The 23,809-nt window shown below is 73.6% G+C and carries 18 protein-coding genes; 15 read left to right on the forward strand and 3 right to left on the reverse strand.

The genetic code is table 11. The features are described from left to right. Positions 1 to 6 precede the first annotated feature (6 nt). The 3 genes from AOM46_RS26570 (at position 7) to AOM46_RS26580 (ending at position 7,120) form a co-directional block, all read left to right on the forward strand. Positions 7 to 1,536: a hypothetical protein gene (locus tag AOM46_RS26570; RefSeq protein ID WP_062215938.1), complete on the forward strand. Its 1,530-nt coding sequence runs from the start codon at positions 7 to 9 to the stop codon at positions 1,534 to 1,536. Beyond that, positions 1,533 to 2,381, forward strand: a complete 849-nt coding sequence (locus AOM46_RS26575) for a hypothetical protein (RefSeq protein WP_062215940.1) — start codon at positions 1,533 to 1,535, stop codon at positions 2,379 to 2,381. The genes AOM46_RS26570 and AOM46_RS26575 overlap by 4 nt, the downstream gene beginning before the upstream one ends. A 101-nt stretch (positions 2,382 to 2,482) precedes the next feature. Beyond that, positions 2,483 to 7,120 carry a hypothetical protein gene (locus tag AOM46_RS26580; protein ID WP_062215943.1) on the forward strand — a complete coding sequence of 1,546 codons (4,638 nt, stop codon included), beginning with the start codon at positions 2,483 to 2,485 and terminating at the stop codon, positions 7,118 to 7,120. Here the strand turns inward: AOM46_RS26580 and AOM46_RS26585 are convergent. Continuing rightward, positions 7,045 to 7,422, reverse strand: coding sequence for a hypothetical protein (locus AOM46_RS26585; RefSeq protein WP_158920692.1), 378 nt, complete (start codon positions 7,420 to 7,422; stop codon positions 7,045 to 7,047). The two genes, AOM46_RS26580 and AOM46_RS26585, sit on opposite strands and share 76 nt — an antisense overlap. Before the next feature lie 261 nt (positions 7,423 to 7,683). On the opposite strand from AOM46_RS26585, the gene AOM46_RS26590 reads away from it, so the two are divergent. Together AOM46_RS26590 and AOM46_RS26595 are read left to right on the forward strand one after the other, a co-directional pair. Beyond that, positions 7,684 to 10,056, forward strand: a complete 2,373-nt coding sequence (locus AOM46_RS26590) for a nitrate- and nitrite sensing domain-containing protein (protein WP_062215945.1) — start codon at positions 7,684 to 7,686, stop codon at positions 10,054 to 10,056. Positions 10,057 to 10,084: 28 nt separating this feature from the next. Next, positions 10,085 to 10,522 (forward strand): roadblock/LC7 domain-containing protein, encoded by a 438-nt coding sequence (locus AOM46_RS26595; RefSeq protein ID WP_062215947.1) that lies wholly within the window; start codon positions 10,085 to 10,087, stop codon positions 10,520 to 10,522. 159 nt (positions 10,523 to 10,681) lie between these two features. On the opposite strand, the gene AOM46_RS26600 is transcribed toward AOM46_RS26595, so the two are convergent. Then, entirely contained in the window at positions 10,682 to 11,410 is a 729-nt protein-coding gene (locus AOM46_RS26600) for a M15 family metallopeptidase (protein WP_062215949.1), read from the reverse strand. Positions 11,411 to 11,558: 148 nt separating this feature from the next. On the opposite strand from AOM46_RS26600, the gene AOM46_RS26605 reads away from it, so the two are divergent. Then, positions 11,559 to 13,586, forward strand: coding sequence for an acetoacetate--CoA ligase (locus AOM46_RS26605; protein WP_062215951.1), 2,028 nt, complete (start codon positions 11,559 to 11,561; stop codon positions 13,584 to 13,586). Between the two features lie 31 nt (positions 13,587 to 13,617). After that, a complete protein-coding gene (locus AOM46_RS26610) occupies positions 13,618 to 14,352 on the forward strand; it encodes a hypothetical protein (RefSeq protein WP_062215954.1) in 735 nt (244 codons plus the stop codon). A 17-nt stretch (positions 14,353 to 14,369) separates the two neighbouring features. Here the strand turns inward: AOM46_RS26610 and ptsP are convergent, their stop codons facing one another. Next, positions 14,370 to 16,040, reverse strand: coding sequence for a phosphoenolpyruvate--protein phosphotransferase (ptsP, locus tag AOM46_RS26615; RefSeq protein ID WP_062215956.1), 1,671 nt, complete (start codon positions 16,038 to 16,040; stop codon positions 14,370 to 14,372). A 176-nt stretch (positions 16,041 to 16,216) separates the two neighbouring features. Here ptsP and AOM46_RS26620 point away from each other — a divergent pair, with 176 nt between their 5' ends. The 8 genes from AOM46_RS26620 (at position 16,217) to AOM46_RS26655 (ending at position 23,786) form a co-directional block, all read left to right on the forward strand. Beyond that, positions 16,217 to 16,825, forward strand: coding sequence for a CDP-alcohol phosphatidyltransferase family protein (locus AOM46_RS26620; RefSeq protein ID WP_062215958.1), 609 nt, complete (start codon positions 16,217 to 16,219; stop codon positions 16,823 to 16,825). A gap of 136 nt (positions 16,826 to 16,961) precedes the next feature. After that, positions 16,962 to 19,457, forward strand: coding sequence for a mannose-1-phosphate guanyltransferase (locus AOM46_RS26625; RefSeq protein WP_062215960.1), 2,496 nt, complete (start codon positions 16,962 to 16,964; stop codon positions 19,455 to 19,457). 54 nt (positions 19,458 to 19,511) lie between these two features. Beyond that, positions 19,512 to 20,483: a DUF881 domain-containing protein gene (locus AOM46_RS26630; protein ID WP_199824067.1), complete on the forward strand. Its 972-nt coding sequence runs from the start codon at positions 19,512 to 19,514 to the stop codon at positions 20,481 to 20,483. Between the two features lie 7 nt (positions 20,484 to 20,490). Then, positions 20,491 to 20,823, forward strand: coding sequence for a small basic family protein (locus AOM46_RS26635; RefSeq protein WP_062215961.1), 333 nt, complete (start codon positions 20,491 to 20,493; stop codon positions 20,821 to 20,823). Beyond that, on the forward strand, positions 20,807 to 21,631 hold the full coding sequence (locus tag AOM46_RS26640; protein WP_062215963.1) for a DUF881 domain-containing protein: 825 nt from the start codon (positions 20,807 to 20,809) through the stop codon (positions 21,629 to 21,631). Before AOM46_RS26635 ends, AOM46_RS26640 begins: the two co-directional genes overlap by 17 nt. 270 nt (positions 21,632 to 21,901) lie before the next feature. Continuing rightward, positions 21,902 to 22,486, forward strand: coding sequence for an FHA domain-containing protein (locus AOM46_RS26645; protein ID WP_370592766.1), 585 nt, complete (start codon positions 21,902 to 21,904; stop codon positions 22,484 to 22,486). 77 nt (positions 22,487 to 22,563) lie between these two features. Then, positions 22,564 to 23,037 carry a bifunctional nuclease family protein gene (locus AOM46_RS26650; RefSeq protein ID WP_062215965.1) on the forward strand — a complete coding sequence of 158 codons (474 nt, stop codon included), beginning with the start codon at positions 22,564 to 22,566 and terminating at the stop codon, positions 23,035 to 23,037. Positions 23,038 to 23,180: 143 nt separating this feature from the next. Beyond that, complete coding sequence (locus AOM46_RS26655) at positions 23,181 to 23,786, forward strand: MerR family transcriptional regulator (protein WP_062215967.1); 606 nt, start codon at positions 23,181 to 23,183, stop codon at positions 23,784 to 23,786. The last annotated feature ends 23 nt before the right edge of the window (positions 23,787 to 23,809 follow it).

Raw genomic sequence — 23,809 nt, forward strand, 5'->3', positions numbered from 1 at the left:
TGCCTCGTGACCGCACCATCACCGACCGGCAGCACGCCGCACAGCCCGCCGCCCCCGGCCAGGCCCGCCCCGGGCCCGGCGGCCGACGAGGGCCTGGCCCGCCGCCTGCGCGCGCTGGCCTGCACGGCGCCGCTGCACGACCTGGACGTTCGCAAGGCCAATCTCGCGGGCGAGTACGCCCGTTACGCGATGGCCGAGGTGGCGCTCGCCGCGATCGATCTGGTCACCCTCAGCATGGACTTCGACACCGGCGCCGACCAGGAGCAGGTCATCGCCCGGCTGCTGCCCAGGATCGCCGCCCAGGCTCCCACCCGCCCCGCCGTCGAACACCGCCGCGTCGCCCGCTGGGTGGTCGACAACCTGATCAACGTCGGCAGCGTCGACCGGGGTTTCCGCGCGGTCTACGGCACCTTCGGGCCCGGCGGCGAGTACACCCGCAGGGACTACGACTTCAAGCTGATCGAGGAGGTCCAGGGCCCGGGCGGCGAGGTCTATCTCCGGACCACGGACGAGGCGGTCAACGTCCTGGTCGGCGCCCTGGACACGGATGTCACCAGCGCGCAGATCGCCGCCGAGGTCAAGCTGGAGGTGCTGATCAACCGGGGCCGCCTCGCCGACGCCCAACTCGCCGCCGAGCAGGCCCGCTACCGCACCGTCCAGTACGCCGAGACGCTGCGCCGCACCCTGGAGACCACCCGGCGGGACGTCCGCGCCGTCGACTGGCTGCAGACGATCCCCGACCTGATCAACGAGGCGCTGGAGCACATCGCCGACCGCTACCGGCACGAGAACGCCATCCTCACCCATATCCGGCACGCCAGGGACGAGGCGGTGGACCCCGAACACAAGCTGCGGGCCGCCGAGTTGGTCGACATCGTGCGGGACTGCATCCGCCGCCACACCCAGCTCCAGTCCCGGCTCCTGGAGGCCGGCCCGCTGTTCCGCGCCGAGCAGGACCGGCAGGCGTTCGCCACCCCGGCCGCCCGGGTCGACACCGACCTCTACGGCCAACTCCTCGCCCCGCTGCTGCCGCTGCCGCTCGGCGACGCCGCCCGGATCACCGACGCCTTCTTCGCCCGTGGCACCGGCCCGCGCCCGCCTGGCGCGGTGCGGCTGGCCGACCTCACGGAATGGCTCTTCACCCCGCCCGTGCCCAGGGAGCATCTGGGCGTCGAGCTGCCGGAGCCCGAGCTGGTGGCCACCCCGGACGACAGCCGGTTCAGCGAGGCCCAGCTGAGCGAGGCCACCCGGCTGCTCCGGCTTCCGCCGGACGCGCCGCGCCGGCTCTCCGGGCTGCTCGCCGAGGCCCGCGCCATAGACGGGGAACTCCCGCATCTGATCGCCCTGTTGGCGGCGCACGCGGCCAGCCCTCCGGTGGGCACCGCCTACCGCCAGGGCGAACGGCGGCTGCTGTTCGCCGTGGACGACGGCACGCCCCTGGACGACCCGCACTTCGGCGGCGCCGATCTGATCGTCGGTACCGCCCTGCTGGACGCGGCCGGCATGGCCGCCGCACGTACGGAGAACACCGCATGAGCACGCCAACAGCGTCCCCGGCGCCGGTCACCCCGGCCGACGCCGCCGATGCCGCCCGGCTGGTCGCCTTCGGCCTCCAGCCCAAGCTGCCGCCCGCGCGCGACGCCGAGTACGCGGCGCTGCTGCGGCGCTACCAGGAGGAGCCCGCCTTCGCCCGGATCGCCGACGCGGTCGCCGGCGGCCTCGGCCTGGTGGTGCTGGAGGTCTCGCCGCGCGCCGGCATGGCCGTCGCCGCCGCCGAGGACTCCGTCTTCGCGGTCCGGATGGCCGAGTACGCCCGGCGCACCTCGTCCGACACCGCCGACCGCTTTCTGCACGGACTGGCCCATCTCGCCGTCGCCGCCCTGGCGTTCCCCCGTCCGCAGGATCTCGCCGACAACGACTACCTGGGCCGGATCACCGTCAACGGCGTCGAGTCGTTCGTCCGGCACGCCTGCGAACGGCTCGCCGAACGCGCCGCGGAACGCGGCGAGAACACCGACCCGGCCAGCGACGAGCCGGGCCTCGAAGCCGCCTGGCGGGTCTACGCCCGGCGCAGCGCCACCGGCGCCACCAAGGACTCCCGCCGACTGGCCGGCTCCACCACCGGCATCGTCGGCAAGGCCGTCGCCTTCCTCGCCGACGCCGGCTTTCTGCACCGCGCCGGCGACGAGCAGGGTGGCACCTACCGCACCACCCCCCGCTACCAGCTCCAGGTGCGGGAGCTGGCATCCGGCGCGGCGATGGCCGAGCTGACCGCCCTCGGCCTGGTCCCGGTCAGCGACGGCGGCGGAGCGCTGCTGCCCGCCGCCGGCGGGGCCGACCTCGACCTCGTGGAAGGCGCCGGGCTGCCCTTCCACCGCTGACCCCCCTGACCCCGCCGACCCCGACCCGTTTCCGCTGTTCTCCACCGACTTCCCGCCGACTTCCCGCCGACTTTCCATCGGTTTTGACGAGAGTTTCCGCCATGTACGAGCTTGCCCGGGTCCGCCTCTACTCCATCGGCCCCGCCGGCGCCCGCTACGCCGACACCGTGCTCGACCTGCGCGGCGTCGGCGCCCCCGTGCCCGAACCCGCCCCCACCCAGGCGGACTTCTTCGAGGAGGAGCCCACCGGGCCGCCGCTGCGCCCGGCGCCGGCCGGGGTGCTCTTCCTGGAGAACGGCGGCGGCAAGTCGGTGCTGCTCAAGCTGATCTTCTCGGTGATGCTGCCAGGACACCGCAACACCCTGGGCGGCGCCAGCTCCGGCGTGCTGCGGAAGTTCCTGCTCGCCGACGACTGCGGCCATGTCGCCCTGGAGTGGCAGCACACCCGCACCGGCGAGACCGTGGTGGTCGGCAAGTGCAGCGAGTGGCGCGGACGCCAGGTCTCCAGCGACCCGCGCAAGTTCGCCGAGGCGTGGTACTCCTTCCGGCCCGGCCCCGGCATGAGCCTGGACTCGCTGCCCGTCGCCGAGTCCACGGCGCTGCGCGGCCCCGCGCCAGCCGACGGCACCTCCGGCGCCAGGGGCCGGCGCCGCACCATGAAGGGCTTCCGCGACGTCCTCACCGACACCGCCCGCGCCTACCCCAACCTCGACGTGGTCTGGGAGGAGATCCACGAACGCTGGATCGAGCATCTGGGCGGCCTCGGCCTCGACCCCGAACTCTTCCGCTACCAACGGGAGATGAACGCCGACGAGGGAGAGGCCGCCGGTCTCTTCGCGGTCAAGAACGACGCCGACTTCACCGATCTGCTGCTGCGCGCCGTCACCGATCCGAGGGACACCGACGGGCTGGCCGATCTGGTCCACGGCTTCGCCGACAAGCTGGGCCGCCGTGCCGAGCTGACCGCCGAACGCGATTTCACGGCCGGCTCCGTCGAACTGCTGCGGCAGGTCACCGAGGCGGCCGGGCAGCGCGAGGGCGCCCGTTCGGTGCACGGCGCGGCCGAGCACCGCGCCCGGGCGCTCAGCCGCCGCCTCGCCGCCCGTGCCGCCACCGAGCGCGAGCTGGCCGGCGAGCTGGCCGAGCGCGCCGAGCGCGGCGCCGAGACGGTCGCCGCCGCCGAGCGCGACACCGGCACCGCGCTCCGCACCGCCGCCGAACTCGCCTACCGGCACGCCTCGTTGGCCCTCGCGGCCGCCGAGCGGGCCGCCACCGCGCAACGCCGCGAACTGCTGGAGGCCCGCACCCAACAGGCCGCCTGGGAAGCCGCCGAGACGGTCCTCGCCCACCGCGCCGCCGCCGACCGCGCGGCCAGGGTCGCGGCCGCCATCAGGGAGGCCGAGCGGGACGCGGCGCCCGCGCTGGCCGCCCGGAGCCGGGCCGCCGCCGATCTGGTCCGCGCCCTGCACCGCGCCGCCGAGCGCGGCGAACGATCGGCCGCCGACCACGAGGAGCACTCCGGCGCCCTGCTGCGGGCCGCCGAATCCGCGCACCGCGACGCCACCACGGCGGCCACGGAGGCCCAACGCGCCCGCAGCGAGGCCGAACACCTGCGCCAGCGGCTCGCCGAGGTGGCCCAGGAGACGGCCGAGGCGGTCAGCGCCGGCTGGCTGACGGACGGCCCCGGAGCCGATCCGGCGCGCGCCGCGCTGGCCGCCGCCGACGCCGAACGCACGGCCGTCGCCGCGTTCGAGACCGCGCGCGCCTCCGCGAGCCGGGGCGCCGAGCGCGCCAGGGAGAGCGCCGCCGAGCGGGCCGCGGCCGAGCTGGCGGCGGCCCGCGCCGCCGACGCCGCCGGGGCCGCCGAGTCCGCGCTCGCCGCCGAGCGGGCCACGGCCGGCGCGCTCGCCGCCGAACCCCGGCTCGCCGCCCTGCTGGGCGTGGCCGGCGAAGCGGGCCGGCCGGGCCTTTCGGTCGACGATCTCGACAACAACGCCGAGACGCTGGCCGGCCTCCTCGACGATGCCGTGGAGTCCGCCGAGCGCCGGCTCTTCGAGCTGCGCACGGCCGCCGCCGACGACGCCAGGATGCTCGCCGCCCTCGGCGACGGCGGGCTGCTGCCGCCCGGCCCCGATGTGCTGGCCACGGTCGAGTTCCTCGGCGAACACGGCATTCCCGCGCTGCCAGGATGGCGCTATCTGGCCCAGGCGGTGGCCCCGGCCGACCATGCGGCCGTGCTGGCCGCCCGCCCCGAGCTGGTCGACGGCGTCGTCATCACCGACCAGGCCAGCCACGACCGCGCCCGCGAGGTGCTGGCCGAGGCCGCGCTGCTGCCCCGTTCGGCGGTCGCCGTCGGCACGGCCGCCGCCCTGCTGGCGCCGACGCCGGCGCCCGGCGGCCAGGACAGCGGGGTCTTTCTGGTGCCGCCCAACCCGGCGATGCACGACGAGCGCGCCGCCGACGACGAGCGCCAGGCCCTGCGCGCCAGGGCCGCCGCCAGGGACGGCGACATCCGCGCGCTCGCCGCCCGGATCGGCGAGGACCGCTCGCTGGCCGCCAGGATCGCCTCCTGGCGGGCCGGCTGCCCCGTCGGCCGCCTCGCCGAGCTGGCCGCGGCCGCCGAACGCACCGGGCTGGCCGCCGCCGAGGCCGAGGCCCGCGGCACCACCGCCGTCGCCCGCGCCATCGAGGCGGAGGAGGCCGCAGCCGAGGCCGCCCGCGCCAGGGACGAACGCCAGGAGGTGGCCCAGCGCGCCCGCCGCTCGGCCGACGCGCTGGCCGGCCTCGCCCATCGGCTGCGCGAACGCGGCCGATGGCAGTCCCGGCTACGGGAGTTGGCCGCCGAGACGGCCGAGGCCGAGGCGCGCGCCACGGAGCGGCTGGCCGCCGCCCAGGCCGCCGACGAGGACCGCCGCGCCGCCCAGCGCGCCGCCGACGACGCCCGCCGCACCGCCAGGGCGCTGCGCGCCGAACGCGCCGAGGTCTCCGGCGCCCCCGAGGAGGAGCCGACCCCCGCCGGGGGCTCGGCCCCGCCGCCCGACGAGTCGCTGCCCACCCTCCGCGAGGCCTACCGTTCCGCCGCCCGGCTCTACGAGAAGGTCGGCGTCGGCGCCGATCTGCGCGCCGAGCAGGCCAGGGCCGAGGGCGACGAGAGCGCCGCCCGCGCCGCGCTCGACCGGCTGAGCAACAAGGTCCGCACCCGCGCCGCCCGCCTCCTTGAGGGCCCCGAGGGCGCCGACGGCCCCTCCCGGCAGGCCGCCGGCTCCCGCGCCGAGGCCCAGGTCCAGCTGCTGGAGTCCCGTTCGGCCGCCGCCAGCGAGCGCCTTGGCCGGCTGCGCGGCGAGGCCGAGCGGCTCGCCCCGGCCGACGGCGCCGCCCATATCGAGCTGCCGGCCGAGCGGATCCCGACCGACGCCGACCGCGCCGCCGAGCTGCTGCGCGAGGCCGACGCCGAAGTCGCCGCGCGCCAGGAGGCGTTGGCCACCGCCCAGGCCGCGCACCGGGATCTGGCCGCCCAGCACGCCGAGGCCGTCGGCGCGGCCGACGGCTTCGCGGAGAACGCCGCGCACCTCGGCGACCAACTGCGCGATCCCGGCGAGGCGTCGGCCGAACCCGTCGAGGCGCCCGAGCCCTTTCCCGGCTCCATCGAGGAGGCCCGCGCCGCCGTCGGCGACGCCCGCCGCGCGCTGCGCGCCGCCGGCGCCGGCCTGGCCACCGCGGAGTCCGCCGTCCGCGACGCCTGCGACCAGCTGATCCGGCACGCCAACGCCACCCGCTTCGAACAGGTCCGCACCCCGGCCAGGGCCCAGATCAGGGAGCTGCCCGCCGCCGCGCTGCCCACCCACGCCGCCGCCTGGGCCCAGGCATTCGCGCCCCGACTGCGCGTTCTGGGCGACGAGTTGATCCAGCTGGAGCGGAACCGCGACGGCATCGTCGACCGGCTGCGCGGGCTGGTCGAGTCAGGGCTTGCCACGCTGCGCTCGGCCCAGCGGCTCTCCCGGCTCCCCGAGGGGCTCGGGGAGTGGTCGGGGCAGGAGTTCCTGCGCATCCGCTTCGACGAGCCGGACCAGGCCACCCTCACCGAACGCCTGGGCGAGGTGGTGGACGAGGTCACCCGCGCCGCCGTCCGGAAGAACTCCGACCTCCGCAGGGACGGCATGTCCCTGCTGCTGCGCGGGGTGCACGCCGCGCTGCGCCCGCGCGGGGTGCGGGTGGAGATCCTCAAACCGGACGCGGTGCTGCGCGCCGAGCGGGTGCCCGTCGGCCAGATGGGCGACGTCTTCTCCGGCGGCCAGCTGCTCACCGCCGCCATCGCCCTGTACTGCACGATGGCCGCGCTGCGCGGCAACGACCGGGGTCGGGACCAACACCGGCACGCCGGCACGCTGTTCCTCGACAACCCCATCGGCCGCGCCAACGCCACCTACCTGTTGGAGCTGCAACGCGCCGTCGCCGACGCCCTCGGCGTCCAACTGCTCTACACCACGGGCCTCTTCGACACCACGGCACTCGCCGAGTTCCCGCTGGTCATCCGGCTGCGCAACGACGCCGATCTGCGGGCCGGGCTGAAGTACATCAGCGTGGAGGAGCATCTGCGGCCCGGGCTGCCCGATGTCGACACCGGCGCCGAGCCGGTGCACGGCGAGGTCACGGCGACCCGGGTCTACCGCCGCCCGTCCCCGCCGAACACGTCCAACCCCGCCGGGCCGTCGGGCTCGGTGTCGGCGAGCCGGCCCTGACGCCGGGCGGCCTTCCGCGCCGCCCGGCGCGCCCGCCTGGCCGCCCTGGCGGCGCTGCTGGGCACGGACACCACGCCGTTGCGCTGCCGCCACGCCTGCGAGGTGATCCAGATGTCCAGCACGGCCCAGGTCGCCACCACGGAACTGACCAGAGTGGATATCGCCATCGGCAACACCAGCCAGGCGTCCGCCCACAGTCCCAGCAGCACGACGACCAGCTGAGTGAGCGTCAGCGCGATGATGATCACGGCGCGCACCGCCGCCTTGCGCACCGGGTCCGGCATACGGGGTCTCGCGTACACGCCGATCTCGCTCCCTGCACGGTGAGATGCGTGGATATGTCCTCGCCCCATGGTAGAACGCCCCGAACCCTCTCGATGACCGCCCGCGACGGGACGACCACCAGGACGGTCACCGGCCCGGCCACCGGGACCATCACCGGGTCAAGTCCCATGATTACCAGACAGTTACCCGGCCGGTGGGCGGTGCCGGTAGTAGGCTCGCGTCGTCGAACCGTGACAACCACGGCGTACGGGGGCGGCCCGGCGGACCAAGGGGAGGGTATGCGCGTTCGCGGCAGATCGATCCACCGCAGGATCTGGACCCTGGTATTGGTGCCGCTGCTCTCGCTGTTGGCCGTCTGGGCGTTCGCCGCCATGCTCACCGTGAGCGAGGCGTTCGACGCGCGTGACTCCGCCGCTGCGGCCGACTCCTTCAGCCGGCCCGCCCACGACGTCCTCGCGGCACTGCAGTCCGAGCGCCGGCACGCCGTGGTCCACCTCGCCGACCCGCGCCGCGCCGACGAGCGGACCGCGTTGGCCGAGGCCAGGGTGCGGACGGACGAGGAACTGCGCCGCCTCCGCAGGACAACGGAGAACGCCCAGGGGGGTCTTGGCGACTCGGCCCGAAGCCGCCTGGACGGTCTGTGGCGCACCCTCGACGAGTTGGAGCGGCTGCGCGGGCAGACCGACAGCAACACCATCTCCCTGCCCGGCGCCAGGGACGCCTACAGCGATCTGACGTCCTCCTGCCTCCGTTTCCTCGCCGTGCTCCAGCCGGTCGTCGACGCGGGCGACCAGCGGCACGCCAGCGCCGTCGCCGGGCTCGCCCAGGCCCGCGAGTACATCTCCCAGGAAGACGCCCTGGTCGCCGGCATGTTGGGCACCGGACGGGTCACCGAGGACGAGCAGCGGTCGCTGTCCGATCTGATCTCCCGTCGGCAGGTCACCCAGCAGCACTCCGTCCCCGACCTTCCGGTGGACGACCGCCAGAGCCACACCGGCTTCTGGGAGAGCGGCACCGCCCGCATCCTCACCGAGGCCGAGACCCAACTGCTCTCAGGACGGGGCACACCGCTGCCCGAGCACTGGGAGCAGAGCGCGTCCGACGTCCTGGACAGCACCGGCAACCTGGTCGCGGACGCCGAGCGGCGGCTGGCCGACCGGCTGGATTCCGCCACCGGGCCCGTGGTGTTGCGCGCGGTGCTCGCCGGCGTCCTCGGCCTGGTGGCCGTGGCGTTGTCCCTGCTGGTCGCGCTCCGCGGCGGGCGCGATCTGATCCGCGATCTGCGGGCGCTGTCCCACGACGCCAAGGACGCGGCCGACGTCCGGCTGCCCGGCGTCACCCGCCGCCTGGCGGCCGGCGAGCATGTGGACGTGGAGGTCGAGGCGCCGCGCCTGGAGTACGGCCAGGACGAGCTGGGCGAGATCGGGCGGGCCATCAACATCCTGCAACGCGAGGCCGTGTCCGCCTCGGTGGAACGCAGCTACACCCGACGCGGCATCTCCGAGGTCTTCGTCAACCTGGCGCGACGCAGCCAGGTGCTGCTGCACCGTCAACTCCATCTGCTGGAGGCGTTGGAGCGGCGCGACCGGGACGGCGACGAGCGGGTCGACCTGGTCCGTCTCGACCATCTCAGCACGCGGATGCGGCGCCATGCCGAGGGCCTGGTGATCCTCTCCGGCGCCGCCCCCACGCGGCAGTGGCGCAAGCCCGAGTCGCTGGCTGAGGTGCTGCGGGTGGCGGTCGACGAGATCGAGGACTTCGAACGCGTCGAGGTCCGCCCGATGCCCCCGCTGCTGCTGGCGGGCGGCGCGGTCGCCGATGTCGTCCACATCCTCGCCGAACTCCTGGAGAACGCGGCGGTGTTCTCGCCGCCGCACACCACCGTGCAGGTCTCGGGCGAGCGCGTGCCGCACGGCTGCACCCTGGAGATCCACGACCGGGGCCTCGGCATGACCGCCGACGCGCTGCGCGATGCGAACCAACGGCTCGCCGAGATCAGCGAGTTCCAGCTCTCGGACACCGACCGCATCGGCCTCTTCGTGGTGGCCAGGCTCGCCGAACGGCACCGCATCAGGGTCGCGCTGCGCGAGTCGCCCTACGGCGGCACCACCGCCGTCACCCTGATCCCCGGCGAGCTGCTGACGGAGATCGAGGAGCCCCGTTCGGCGCCCGAGCGCCTGGTGCCGCCGCCCAGCCGGCCCGCGCTGATGGACGGTCCGATGGACGGCCCGGCCGAGTTGGCGGCCTCGCTGCGGACACGGACGCGGACGCGCCGCGCCGGGCCGCCGGCCGACACCGAGGAGCACGCGGCAGCTCCCGGCGCCGGCGGCCTGCCGCGCCGTTCGCCCCGCGTGCTGGTCGCCGACCACGAGCGGCCGCCCGCCGCCGAGGAGCCGCCCGCCGAGGAGCCGGCCCGGCCGGCCGACGGCGTCACGGGCGCCGGGCTGCCGCGCCGGGTCCGCCGCGCGGCGGCCGAGCCGGCGCCCGAACCGCCGGCCCGCGCCGGCGGCCATCCGGATCCGGAGTCGGCGCCCGATCTCGACGCCGAGGAGCTGCGGAACAAGCTGAGCGCGCTGCAACGCGGTTGGCGACGCGGCAGAGAACAGACGGACCCAGGGCGGGGAGACACCCCGCCACCCCCTAGCCCCTGACCACGCACGGAACTCGAAGGCAGGACTGATGACCGTACCGGAGCCCAGCGCTCCCGGCCGAGCGGAACGGCCCGGCGAGGCCGACCCCGGGTCGATCGACGCGCTGTTGGACGAACTGGTGGACCGGGTGCCCGACATCCGCCACGCCCTGCTGCTGGCGGCCGACGGCCTGTCCCGCGGCGCCTCCCGCGCCCTGGGGCGCGCCGACGGCGAACAACTGGCCGCCGTCGCCTCCGGGTTCCACAGCCTGGCGCGGGGCGTCGGCACCCACTTCGAGACGGGCAACGCGCGGCAGACGCTGGTCGAGTTGGACGGCGCGTTCCTGCTGGTCACCGCCGCCGGCACGGGCAGTGCGCTGGCCGTGCTCACCGAGTCGGAGGCCGATGTGGGCCAGGTCGCCTACGAGATGGCCATGCTGGTCAAACGGCTCGGCCCGCTGCTGGTCACCCCGCCCCGCATCCGCTGAGCCCCACCGCCGTCGGCACCGTCCGGCGCCCGACCGTCGTCGAATGTCGCGAACGGGTGACAAAGACGGGCGCGGGGCGAACCAAGAACCGCGCGGTCGCGTCCGATTACTGGTGACGGCGGGTTCCGGGACCGACGGGGGTGGCTCCGGGAACCGCCGTCATCCCGTGCCCAGCGCGGCCCGTTCGACGGGGAAGTCGAAGTGCTCGTCCGGGTAGGGCTCCTGACGATAGGTGAAATGCCACCATTCGGTGTCGATCGGGACGAACCCCTCCCGGCTCATCGCGTCCCGCAACCGTTCCCTGGCCCGGCGCTGCTCCGGGTCGGGCTGCTCGGAGTCCGGATGCGAGGCCGGATCGAAGAAGTCGAACGGGGTGCCCATGTCGACCGCCTCGCCGTCGGACCCCAGCAGCGTCAGGTCGACGGTGCCACCTCTGCTGTGGCCGGATCTCGCCGCCAGATAGCCCTCGTCGAAGAGCCGGTCCTTGGGCACCTCGGGGTAGAAGTCGGCCCGCCGCTCGGTGGCGTCCGGGTCCTTCGCCCAGCGCAGGAAGTGGTCGACGGCCCGCTGGGGCCGGTAGCAGTCGTAGACCAACAGCCCCAGACCGTCCTCCGCCAGGGCGGCGCGCACCGCCTCCAGGGCGCGCGCCGCGTCCTCGGCGAGCAGACACTCGGCCTCCGGATAGCCGTCGATCGGCTCGCCCACGAAGTTGTTCCCGCCGGCGTACCTGATGTCCTGCCGGATCCCGGGCGCCACGTCACCCAGCGCCACGAACCCGGCGGGCGCCCGCTCGGCGCGCGGCGCCACCGGCGCCGGGGCCACCGACCCCGGCAGTCCGGCCAGCAGTCCGGCGGCCAACACCACGGTCACCACGGGAGCGATACGCACGATCCACGCCTACCAGCGTCCCGCCCCAGCCGAAACCGGACACCGGTCTGGGCCCGGCATTCGGGTGGCGCCACACTGGTGGCCACCGGGACGAACTGGCATTGTCCCGGGGAACCATGCGCCAACGACGTCGCCGATGGAGCCGCCCATGACCACCGAGACCGCCGTCCCCGACCAGCCGCTGTGGCGGCCGAGCGCCGAACGGGTCGCCGCCGCGCGACTGACCGCCTTCCACGGCTGGGCCGCCGGGCGCCACGGCGCCCCCGCCGTCAGACCCGACGACCCGACGGCCGGCTACGCCGCCCTGCACCGCTGGTCCGTCACCGATCTCGACACCTTCTGGCGCGCCCTGGCCGAATGGTTCGACGTCCGCTTCCACACGCCGCCGACCGCCGTGCTCGCCGACCCCAGGATGCCGGGCGCGCGCTGGTTCCCCGGCGCCACCCTCAACTACGCCGAGCACGCGCTGCGCGGCCCCGCCGATCCGGCGCTGCGCGACCAGCCTGCGCTGTTGGCGGTCGACGAGTCCGTCGAGCCACGGGCCGTCGGCTGGCCGGAACTGCGCCAGCGCGTCGGCGCCCTGTCCGCCGCCCTGCGCGATCTCGGCGTCCGCCCCGGCGACCGGGTCTGCGGCTATCTGCCCAATATCCCGGAGGCCGTGGTGGCGCTGCTGGCCACCGCCACGGTGGGCGCGGTGTGGACCTCCTGCGCCCCTGACTTCGGCGCGCGCAGCGTGCTCGACCGGTTCCAACAGGTCGAGCCCGTGGTGCTGTTCGCCGTGGACGGCTACCGCTACGGCGGGCGGGTCCACGAGCGCGCCGAGACCGTGGCGGAGCTCCGCGCCGGCCTGCCGACGCTGCGCGCGGTGGTCCAGGTGCCGCTGCTGGGCTCCCCGCTCCCCGAGGGGGTGCTCTCCTGGGCGGAGCTGACCTCGGCCCCCGTCGAACCGGTCTTCGAGCCGGTGCCGTTCGACCATCCGTTGTGGGTGCTGTACTCCTCGGGCACCACCGGGCTGCCCAAGGCGATCGTCCAGTCCCAGGGCGGCATTCTGCTGGAGCACCTCAAACAGCTGGGCCTGCACTGCGATCTCGGCCCGGGCGACCGGCTGTTCTGGTACACCTCGACCGGCTGGATGATGTGGAACTTCCTGGTCTCCAGCCTGCTCACCGGCAGCACCGCCGTGCTCTACGACGGCGCCCCGGGGTATCCGGACCCGGCCGCCCAGTGGCGGGTCGCCGAACGCGTCCGCGCCACCGTCTTCGGCACCTCGGCCGCCTATGTGACGGCCTGTGCCAAGAAGGAGGTGCACCCCGCGCGGGACTTCGACCTCTCCGCCACCCGCTGCGTCGCCACCACCGGATCCCCGCTGCCGCCCGAGGGCTTCCGCTGGCTGCACGAGGAGGCCGGCGCCGACCTCTGGATCGCCTCGGTCAGCGGCGGCACCGACGTGTGCAGCTGCTTCGCTGGCGGCGTCCCCACCCTGCCGGTCTACGTCGGCGAGCTGCAGGCGCCGTGCCTGGGCACCGACCTCGCGGCGTGGGACCCCTCGGGGACGCCGCTGATCGACGAGGTGGGCGAGCTGGTGGTCGGCACCCCGATGCCCTCCATGCCGGTCGGTTTCTGGAACGACCCGGACGGTTCGCGCTACCACGACAGCTACTTCGACACCTATCCGGGCGTCTGGCGCCACGGCGACTGGATCACCCACACCTCGCACGGCGGCGTGATCATCCACGGCCGCTCCGACTCCACCCTCAACCGGCAGGGCGTGCGGATGGGTTCGGCCGATATCTACGAGGTGGTCGAACGGCTGCCGGAGATCGGGGAGTCCCTGGTCATCGGGGTGGAACAGCCCGACGGCGGATACTGGATGCCGCTGTTCGTGGCGCTCGTCGACGGCGCCGAGCTGGACGAGGCGCTGCGCCGTCGGATCGCCGGGACCATCCGGGGAAACCTCTCGCCGCGCCATCTGCCGGACGAGATCATCGAGATCCCCAAGGTGCCGCACACCCGCACCGGTAAACGCCTTGAGGTGCCGGTCAAACGGCTGTTCCAGGGCGCCGAGCTGGACCGGGCGGTCAATCTGGGTTCCGTCGACGACCCGGAGGCCCTGCTCTTCCTCGCCCGCCTCGCCCAGCAGAGGGCCACTGTCAGTGACGACCGCTACGGTGAGTAACCAATAGGTTCCGAACCGTGGAGGGACAGTCATGAGGCGGTACGACGACGAGGCTCGGCGCCCCGGCGGACGACGGCGCGTTCCCGGGCGTTCGCGCCCCAGGCCCGGCGGGCGCGAAGGGCGGGAGCGGCCGGGGGCCGCGCCCGGCTGGCCGGGCGCGCGCGGCGGGGCGGCCCCGGCCGGTGTCGGGGGGTGGCCGGCGCTCGCCGACGGGGCGCCGGCCCCGGCCGACCACCCCTGGCACACCTGGGAGCGCGGCGCCGCGCTGCTCGCCGGCGCCGGCCGCTGCCCCCGCTGCCGCGCGCCCCAGCGGCGCTGCGCCTTCGCCCGCGCGGCCCGCCTGCTGACCTGGATCCTCGACCGGATCGGCGCCGGCGACCACCATCTGGTGTGCAGCGTCGCCCTCCCGGACGCCCCGCTCAACGCCAACCTCGGCGTGGCGACCCGGGGGCCGGGCGCGTCCGGGGCGCTGCCGGAGCATCAGGCGCTGGTGCTGTGCACCGTGCTCGCCGTCGGGCTGGTCGCCGGCGTCCCCGGCGGCCTGGTGATGCGCAGCGAACCGGGCGCCCCACCGCCCGACGAGCGGCCCCGACAGGCGGTGCGCGGCTGGCGGTTGGCGGACGGCCGGCTGCTGCCGCTCGGCGAGGCCGAGGTCTTCGCCGCCTACTGCACGGATCCGTCCACGGGCGATCCGCTGCCCCCGGAGCCCGGCGTCGACTACCTCGCCGCCCCACGACCGCCCCGCGCCGAATGCCAGGGGCGATGAGCCGGCGCCCGGCGCCGTCACTCCCCGGAGAGCACCGCCACCGCCGCCGCCCTGGCCTGCTCGGCGCTCTCCGCGGCCCTGGCCGCCGCCGAAGCCCGTTCACACTGCGCCAACGTGTGCTTGGCGAGCGTGGCGCGCACCTGCGGGATCGCCGCCGCCCCCATGGAGAGGCTGGTCACCCCGAGCCCCGTCAACACACAGGCCAGCGCCGGATCGGCCGCCGCCTCGCCGCACACGCCACAGCCCTTGCCCTCGGCCGCCGCGGCCTGTGCCGCGAACGCCACCAGATCCAGCAGCGCCGGCTGCCACGGATCCTGCCACCGCGCCAGGGCGCCCACCTGCCGGTCGGCGGCAAAGGTGTACTGCGCCAGATCGTTGGTGCCGATCGAAAGGAACTCCACCTCCCGCAGCAGGGAGCGCGCCCGCAGCGCCGCCGCCGGGATCTCCACCATCGCGCCGGGCGCGGCCCGCAGCCCGGCGGCCCGACAGGCGTCGACGAAGGCCCGCGCGTCCTGACGGTCGGCCACCATCGGCGCCATCACCTCCAGATACACCGGCAGCCCCCTGGCGGCCTCGGCCAGCGCCCCCAGCTGGGTGGCCAGCACCTCCGGATGCTCCAACAGCGCCCGCAGACCGCGCACCCCGAGCGCCGGATTGGGCTCCTCGCCCGGCGAGAGAAAGGCCAGCGGCTTGTCCGCCCCGGCATCCAACACCCGCACCACCACACGCCCCTCGGGGAACGCCTCCAACACCTCCCGATAGGTGCTCCTCTGGTCGTCGGCCGCCGGCGGCCCTGCCCCGGCGGAGAGAAACAGCAGCTCGGTGCGGAAGAGCCCGACCCCCTCGGCGCCCGCGGCCAACGCCGCCGGCAGATCGGCCGGCCCGCCGATGTTCGCCAACAGCGGCACCCGATGCCCGTCCGACGTCGCCCCCGGGCCCTTCACCCGGGAGAGCGCCGCCCGGCGCCGCGCCGCGCCCTCGGCCAGCTCCGCCCGCCGCCGCTCGCCCGGCTCCACCACCACCTCCCCGGTGCTGCCGTCCACCGCCACCACCGTGCCCGCGGCGATCCCGCCGGCGCCCTCGACGGCCACCACCGCCGGCACCCCGAGCGCCCGGGCCAGGATCGCGCTGTGGCTTGTCGGGCCGCCCTCCTCGGTGACAAAGCCCAACACCAGCGTGGTGTCCAACAACGCCGTGTCGGCGGGGGCCAGATCACGGGCGATCAGCACATAGGGCTCGTCGCTGTCCGGCACCCCGGGCGTCGGCACCCCCAACAGCCGGGCGATGATCCGGTTGCGCACATCGTCCAGATCGGCCACCCGCCCCGCCAGATACGCCCCGGCCCCGGCCAGCAGCGCCCGATAGGCGGCCAACGCGTCGTACACCGCCCGCTCGGCCGTGCTGCCCACGCTGATCCGCCGCTCCGCGTCGGCCAGCAGCTCCGGATCCTCGGCCATCAGCGCCTGCGCCTCCAGCACGGCCTGCGCCTCGCCGCCGGCGAGGGTGCCCCTGGCCCGCAGATCCGCCGCCACGGCCTCGATCGCCTGCCGGGTCCTGGCCAGCTCCCGGGGCGTCTCCTCGGCCGAGATCCGCCGCGTCGGCGGTTCGAGCACCGCCGTGCCCATGTGTCGGACCTGCCCGATCGCCACGCCGTGGCTGACCCCGACGCCCAGCAGCCTGGTCTCCATCACACCCGCCTCGCGTCCGCTCCATAACAGCCTAAGTCATCGCAAGTCGCCGTCGAGTCGGGGCGCCGGGGCCCCACCGCCCGCGTCCCCGCTGTCGGTGCGGCCGGCCACGGCCGGTAAGGTCGGAGCGCGTTGGCGACCGTGCGGGGCGAGTGGGTGATTGGGAGGCTTCCGGCGTGGAGGTCCAGGAGACGCGTGTTCAGACGGATCGGATCTGGACCATCCCCAACCTGCTCAGCATGGCACGCCTGTTGGGGGTGCCGGTCTTCCTCTGGCTGGTTCTGTCCCCCGTCTTCGGCGGCCCCAAGATGGACGGCTGGGCGCTGCTGGTGCTGGCCGCCAGTGGGGTGAGCGACTACCTCGACGGCAAGCTCGCCCGCCGCTGGAGCCAGATCAGCGCCCTCGGCCGGATACTCGATCCGGCCGCCGACCGGCTGTACATCCTGTCCACCCTGGTCGGCCTCACCTGGCGGGAGATCCTGCCGCTCTGGCTGACCGCCCTGCTGCTGGCCAGGGAGCTGATGCTGCTGGTCGCGGTCTGGCTGCTGGACCGGCACGGCTACGCCCCACCCCAGGTCAACTTCCTGGGCAAGGCCGCCACCTTCAATCTGATGTACGCCTTCCCCCTCCTGCTGCTCAGTGACTCAAGTGGTTGGCTCGGGTCACTCGCTGCTATTTTCGGATGGGCGTTCGCCGGCTGGGGTACAGCGCTCTACTGGTGGGCAGGGATCCTCTACGTGGTCCAGGTCCGCCGTCTCCTCACGGCGGATGCCACGGCCGACTGAGCAATGCCCTGGCAGCGTCGCAGGGGCCTGACGCCCGCACGTGTCGCGATCTTCCGGGGAGCCACCCCGGGCCCGGGCCCCTCCAGATGGGCACAGTCGGAATGACTGTCGGACCCCCAAGGAGGACACTTCCGATATGAAGGCCGTCGTAATGGCTGGTGGCGAAGGCACCCGGCTTCGTCCCATGACCGCGAGCATGCCCAAACCCCTGTTGCCCGTGGCCAACCGTCCCATCATGGAGCACGTGCTCCGCCTCCTGAAACGGCACGGGCTCAACGAGACCGTGGTCACGGTGCAGTTTCTCGCCTCCCTCGTCAAGAACTACTTCGGCGACGGTGAGGAGTTGGGAATGGACCTCACCTACGCCCATGAGGAAAAGCCGCTGGGAACGGCCGGAAGTGTGAAGAACGCCGAGGAGGCGCTCAAGGACGACTCGTTCCTGGTCATTTCGGGAGACGCGCTCACCGACTTCGACCTGACGGAGCTGATCCGCTTTCACCGGGAACGCGGTGCGCTGGTCACCGTCTGCCTGACGCGCGTTCCCAACCCGCTCGAATTCGGCATCACCATCGTCGACGACGAGGGCCGCGTCGAGCGCTTCCTGGAGAAGCCCACCTGGGGCCAGGTCTTCTCCGACACCGTCAACACCGGCATCTATGTGATGGAGCCCGAGGTCTTCGACTACGTCGAGCCCGACGTCTCCGTCGACTGGTCGGGCGACGTTTTCCCCCGTCTGATGAAGGAGGGACACCCCATCTACGGCTATATCGCCGAGGGGTACTGGGAGGACGTCGGCACCCACGAGAGTTATGTCAAGGCCCAGGCCGATGTTCTGGAGGGCAAGGTCGACGTCGATATCGACGGATTCGAGATCTCGCCCGGCGTATGGATCGCCGAGGGCGCCGAGGTGCATCCGGACGCCAAGCTCAGGGGTCCGCTGTATGTCGGCGACTACGCCAAGATCGAGGCCGGCTCGGAAATCCGCGAGCACACCGTCATCGGCTCCAACGTGGTGGTGAAGGCCGACGCCTTCCTGCACAAGGCGGTGGTCCACGACAACGTCTACATCGGCCCGCAGACCAATCTCCGTGGCTGCGTCGTCGGAAAGAACACCGACGTCATGCGGGCCGCCAGGATCGAGGACGGCGCCGTCATCGGCGACGAGTGTCTCATCGGCGAGGAATCCATCGTCCAGGGCAATGTCCGGGTCTATCCGTTCAAGACCATCGAGGCCGGTGCCTTCGTCAACACCTCGGTTATCTGGGAGGCCAGAGGACAGGCCCAACTCTTCGGCGCGCGCGGTGTCTCGGGCATTCTCAACGTCGAGATCACGCCCGAACTCGTGGTCCGGCTGGCCAGCGCCTACGCCACCACGCTCAAGAAGGGCTCCACCGTCACCACCGCGCGGGACCACTCCCGGGGCGCCCGCGCCCTCAAGCGGGCCGTGATCTCCGCCCTCCAGGCCAGCGCCATCGATGTCCGGGACCTGGAGAACGTGCCACTGCCCGTGGCCCGGCAGCAGACCGCGCGCGGCAGCGCCGGCGGCGTCATGATCCGCACCACCCCAGGCGTGCCGGACTCGGTGGACATCATGTTCTTCGACGAGCGCGGCGCCGACCTCTCCCAGGCCGGACAGCGCAAGCTCGACCGGGTCTACGCCCGCCAGGAGTACCGCCGCGCCTTCCCCGGCGAGATCGGCGACCTCCGGTTCCCCGCCAGCGTGTTCGACGGCTACACGGGATCCGTGCTGCGCGCCGTCGACACCACGGGCATCGCCGAGTCCGGGATCAAGGTCGTGGTCGACGCCGCCAACGGCAGCGCCGGCCTGGTGCTGCCCAGCCTCCTCGGCCGTCTCGGCGTCGACGCCCTCACCATCAACCCGGGCCTCGACGAGGCCCGCCCGACCGAGAGCGCCGAGACCCGGCGCGCGGGTCTTGTCCGGCTCGGCGAGATCGTCGCCTCCGCCCGCGCCGCCTTCGGCGTCCGCTTCGATCCGGTCGGCGAGCGGCTGGCGCTGGTCGACGAGCGCGGCCGGATCATCGAGGACCAGCGCGCCCTGCTGGTCATGCTCGACCTGATCGCCGCCGAACGGCGCAGCGGCCGGGTGGCGCTCCCCGTCACCACCACCCGGATCGCCGAGCAGGTCGCCGCCTACCACGGCACCCAGGTCGACTGGACGACCACATCGCCCGACGATCTGACCCGCGCCGCACACCAGGACGACGCGGTCTTCGGCGGCGACGGCCGGGGCGGCTTCGTCGTCCCCGAGTTCAGCAGCGTCTTCGACGCCACGGCCGCCTTCGCCCGGCTCATCGGTCTGGTCGCCCGCACCCAGCTGTCGCTCAGCCAGATCGACGCCCGCATCCCGCGCGCCCATGTCCTGCGCCGGGATGTCGCCACCCCCTGGGCGGTCAAGGGTCTGGTGATGCGTCGCGTGGTCGAGGCCGCGGGCGACCGCTCCGTCGACACCACCGACGGGGTCCGCGTCGTCGAGCCGGACGGCCGCTGGGTGCTGGTCCTGCCCGACCCGGCCGAGGCCGTCACCCACCTCTGGGCGGAGGGCCCGGACGACGCCGCGGCCCAGGAGTTGCTGGACGTCTGGTCGGGAGTGGTCGACAGCGCCGAGGGCTGACAGCCGGGGCCGAGCGCCGGCCCGATTCGATCTACCGACAACTGGCGTGTCACCATGTGCGCCATGCCAGAGCAGGAGCCCGGGGCGAGCCCACGGGCGCGCCCCGACGCCTCCATGTCGCTGCTGACCACCGTGATGGACAACACCCTGGACGAGGGGTATGCCCAGGCGGCGGCCAGACGGCGGGAGAACGGCCGGTCAGAGCTGCCGCGTGGCACCCGCGCGCGGCTCTGGCTGGCCGGCGGTCTGGTGCTCGCCGGCCTGGTGGTCACCCTGGGCGCCGTGCAGGCCAGGGAGTCGGCGCCGACCGTCGCCAGGGAGCGCGAGGAGCTGCTGGAGCGGGTCACCACCGGCACGGAGGATCTTGACCGGCTCCAGGCCGAGGTGGACGCGCTGCGCGCCGAGGTGGCCGCCAGCCAGCGCGTCGCGCTCGGCGGCGACGACGGCGAGTTCGCCGAACGCGCCGCGCTGGTCGCCCTGTTGGCCGGCGCCAGCGAGGTCGACGGCCCCGGCGTCGAGCTCTCCGTCGACGATGCCAGGGACGTCGGCGAGACGGTCTCCGGCGGGCCGAGGGACAACGGTTTCAGCCAGACGGGCCGGCTGCGCGACCGCGACCTCCAACGGGTCGTCAACGGCCTCTGGCAGGCCGGCGCCGAGGCCATCGCCATCAACGACCAACGGCTGACGGCGCTCTCCGCGATCCGCGCGGCCGGCGACGCGGTGCTGGTCGACAACCGGCCGCTGGTGCCGCCGTACACCGTGCTGGCGGTGGGGGACGGGCAGGCGCTGCTCGACGCCTTCGAGCAGACGTCCGCCGGCCGCTATCTGGCCACCCTGCGGGACGACTACGGCATCAGGGTCAGCAGCTCCGCCAGGGACGAGCTGCGGCTCCCCGCGGCGCCCAGCCTGACCACGCGCAGCGCCCGCCCCCGGGACGAGCACGGCGCCGACACAGAGTCCGAAACCGAGTCCGAAACCGAGTCCGAAACAGAGCCCGGGACGTCATCCGAGGAACGGGAGAGGTAGGCCCACGTTGATCGCCGTGCTGGGGCTGGTACTGGGAGTCGTGATCGGGGTGGTGACCCGGCCCGTGGTGCCCACCGGATTCGAACCGTATCTACCGATCGCCGTGGTGGCCGCGCTGGACGCGGTCTTCGGCGGGCTGCGCGCCACCCTGGACGGGGTCTTCGACGACAAGGTGTTCGTCGTGTCCTTCCTGTCCAATGTGGTGGTGGCCGCGCTGATCGTCTTCCTCGGCGACAAACTGGGCGTCGGCGCCCAGCTGTCCACGGGGGTGGTCGTGGTGCTCGGCATCCGGATCTTCTCCAACGCGGCGGCCATCCGGCGCCATGTCTTCGGAGCGTGACGCCGTGACCCAGGACCCCGACCACGGAGACGAAGCGGCCAGGAGCCCGGAGGACGCCGGGAAGCCGGCTGGGCGGCCGCCGACCCGCCCCACCGGACGCGCCGCGCTGCTGGCCGCGCTCTGGCCGCCCCGGGCCAGCAGAGGGCAACTGGTCGCCGCCGTCCTGCTGTTCGTCCTCGGCCTCGGCCTGGCCATCCAGGTCAGGGCGGCCGGCAGCGAGGACACCGCGCTGCGCGGGGCGCGCCCGGAGGACCTGGTGCGCATCCTCAGCGATCTGGAGGACCGCTCGGCCCGGCTGGAGGACGAGAAAAGCACCCTGGAGGACCAGCGCGCCGAGCTGGAGAACAGCACCGACCAGGCCGAGGAGGCCCGCCGTCAGACCGAGGAGCGGGAACGGCAACTCGGCGTGCTGGCCGGTACGGTGGCCGCCGAGGGCCCGGGCATCACGCTGCGCGTCGACGACCCGCGCGGCGCGGTCCAGGCCGACATGCTGCTGGACGCCGTGCAGGAACTGCGCGCCGCGGGCGCCGAGGCGCTGCAGATCAACGACGTGCGGATCGTCGCCAGTACCTCTTTTGTGGACCACAACGGCGGGGTACGGGTGGATGACGAGGGGATTCGCGCGCCGTTCGTGATCGAGGCGATCGGCCGGCCGCAGGATCTGGAGCCGGCGCTGAACATCCCCGGGGGTGTGGTGCAGTCCCTGGAGAACAAGCAGGCCACGGTCACGGTGGACCGTCCGGAGACGGTCGTCGTGGACGCCTTGCGATCGGCGGAGCAGCCTGACTACGCTCAGTCGTCATCATGATCGAACCTCGACGTCACGGGAGCTATCGGATCGCCGTGCCGCGCAGTGAGGGAAACTGAAGGGAGACCATTCACGTTGTCAGGATGACGTGTGTGGTCGGTGAGAGAGAATGGACCGGTTCGTTCGACACGGGCCGGGCTAGGTGCGAGGGGATCGCTGGTGAGTTTTTTCGCTAGGTTGTTCGGCAGGCGTCAGAGCGGTACCCACAGTGCCGCGGGGGCCCGCGCCCGCCAGCAAGGCGAGCCGCCAGCGCCGCCGTCCGGGCGCCCGTTGTTCCGTGACGAGGTCGGGGGCCCCGGCGGTATAGCGGACCAGGGGCCCGGTTCCGCCGGTCCCTCCTGCGGTCGCTGCGGCCACGGCAACGCGCCGAACAGCCGTTTCTGTTCCTACTGCGGTGCCTCGCTGCGGCCGGGCGTCGAGGGGTCGTCCGAGACCACGTCGACGATCTCCATCTCCGGTCTTGAGGCCTACGAGGCCGAGGCCACCGGGCAGCATCCGTCGCCGGTGCTCTCCTCCGAGGCCCAGGCCGCGGTGGACGCGCTGCCGGCCGGCTCCGCGCTGCTGGTCGTTCGCCGAGGGCCGAACTCGGGCAGCCGGTTCCTGCTGGACAGCGATGTCACCACGGCGGGTCGGCACCCGCAGAGCGACATCTTCCTGGACGACGTGACGGTCTCCCGCCGCCATGTCGAGTTCCGGCGCAGCCCGGACGGCGGATTCACGGTCAGCGACGTCGGCAGCCTCAACGGCACCTATGTGAACCGAGAGCAGATCGACGCGGTGGCGCTGGCCAACGGCGACGAGGTGCAGATCGGGAAGTACCGCATGGTGTACTTCGCCGGGCGGCAGGGATTCTGAGGCCGCGCGGACGTGGGGAGCGCGCTGGGACGGGGCTCGACTATCCAAATGCCCCGGGCACGGCCTAGGGTTGCTGTGTGAATCAGCTCGATGTCGTGGGCGTACGGGTGGAAATGCCCAATAACCAGCCCATCGTGCTCCTCCGAGAAGTCGGTGGCGATCGCTATCTCCCGATCTGGATCGGGCCTGGTGAGGCGACCGCCATCGCGTTCGCCCAGCAGGGGATGACGCCTGCCCGGCCGCTGACGCACGACCTCTTCAAGAACGTTCTCGAAGCGGTGGAACAGGAACTCAGCGCGGTGCGGATCACCGATCTGCGCGATGGGGTCTTCTACGCCGAGCTGGTCTTCGCCAGCGGGGTCGAGGTCAGTGCCCGCCCGTCCGACGCGATAGCGCTCGCGTTGCGCGTCGGCACGCCGATCTACGGCAGCGACGCCGTGCTCGACGACGCCGGGATCATCATCCCCGACGAGCAGGAGGACGAGGTGGAGCGGTTCCGCGAGTTCCTCGACCAGATCTCCCCAGAGGACTTCGGTACCAGCAGCCAGTAGCGGCGCGTGGCGATCGTTGACGCGCTGAGTGTGGATCCCTAGCGTCAATGGGGCATGTCTTGGGAGGAGCGCTGTGTGCGTGCTCATCGTGACAGTCGGTGAGTGCCGAGGGCACGGTCGGGGCATGTGGAACGGAGGCCGGCGTGACAGGTAACGGCGACAGCAGAGCGGTCGGGGGCGGAGCGGCCAGGACCGGTGCGGCGCCACGCCCAGGACTGCGTCAGCCCCTCGCCTCCCAGGGCCGGGCGGCCGCCGATCGGTTGGCATACCGAGGGCCGAGCGCCTGCGCCGCCGCCGGGATCACCTACCGCCAGCTCGACTACTGGGCGCGCACCGGGCTGGTCCAGCCCAGCGTCCGCCCGGCGCCGGGAGCGGGCGGTCAGCGGCTCTACGGCTTCCGTGACGTGCTCGTTCTCAAGATCGTCAAGCGGCTGCTCGACGCCGGCGTCTCGCTCCAGGCGATCCGCGCCACCGCCGAGGCGCTGCGCACCGCCGAGCTGGGCGAGCTGGCCCAGATGACCCTGATGAGCGACGGCGCCGCCGTCTACCGCTGTTCCTCGCCCGACGAGCTGGCCGAACTGCTCCGTGGCGGGCGTGGCGTCTTCGGCATCGCGGTCGGCGCGGTGTGGAGCGATGTGGAGGCGGCGCTCGCCCTGCTGCACGCCGAGCGCGTCGACACGGGCGAGCAGGTGCCCGCCGAGCACCCCGAGGACGAGTTGGCCCGGCGGCGGCACCGCGTCATCGGCTGAGCGGCGCTCGGGGGCACTGTCAG

The sequence above is a fragment of the Streptomyces sp. NBRC 109706 genome, assembly GCF_000974485.1.
Taxonomy (GTDB): Bacteria; Actinomycetota; Actinomycetes; order Streptomycetales; family Streptomycetaceae; genus Streptomyces.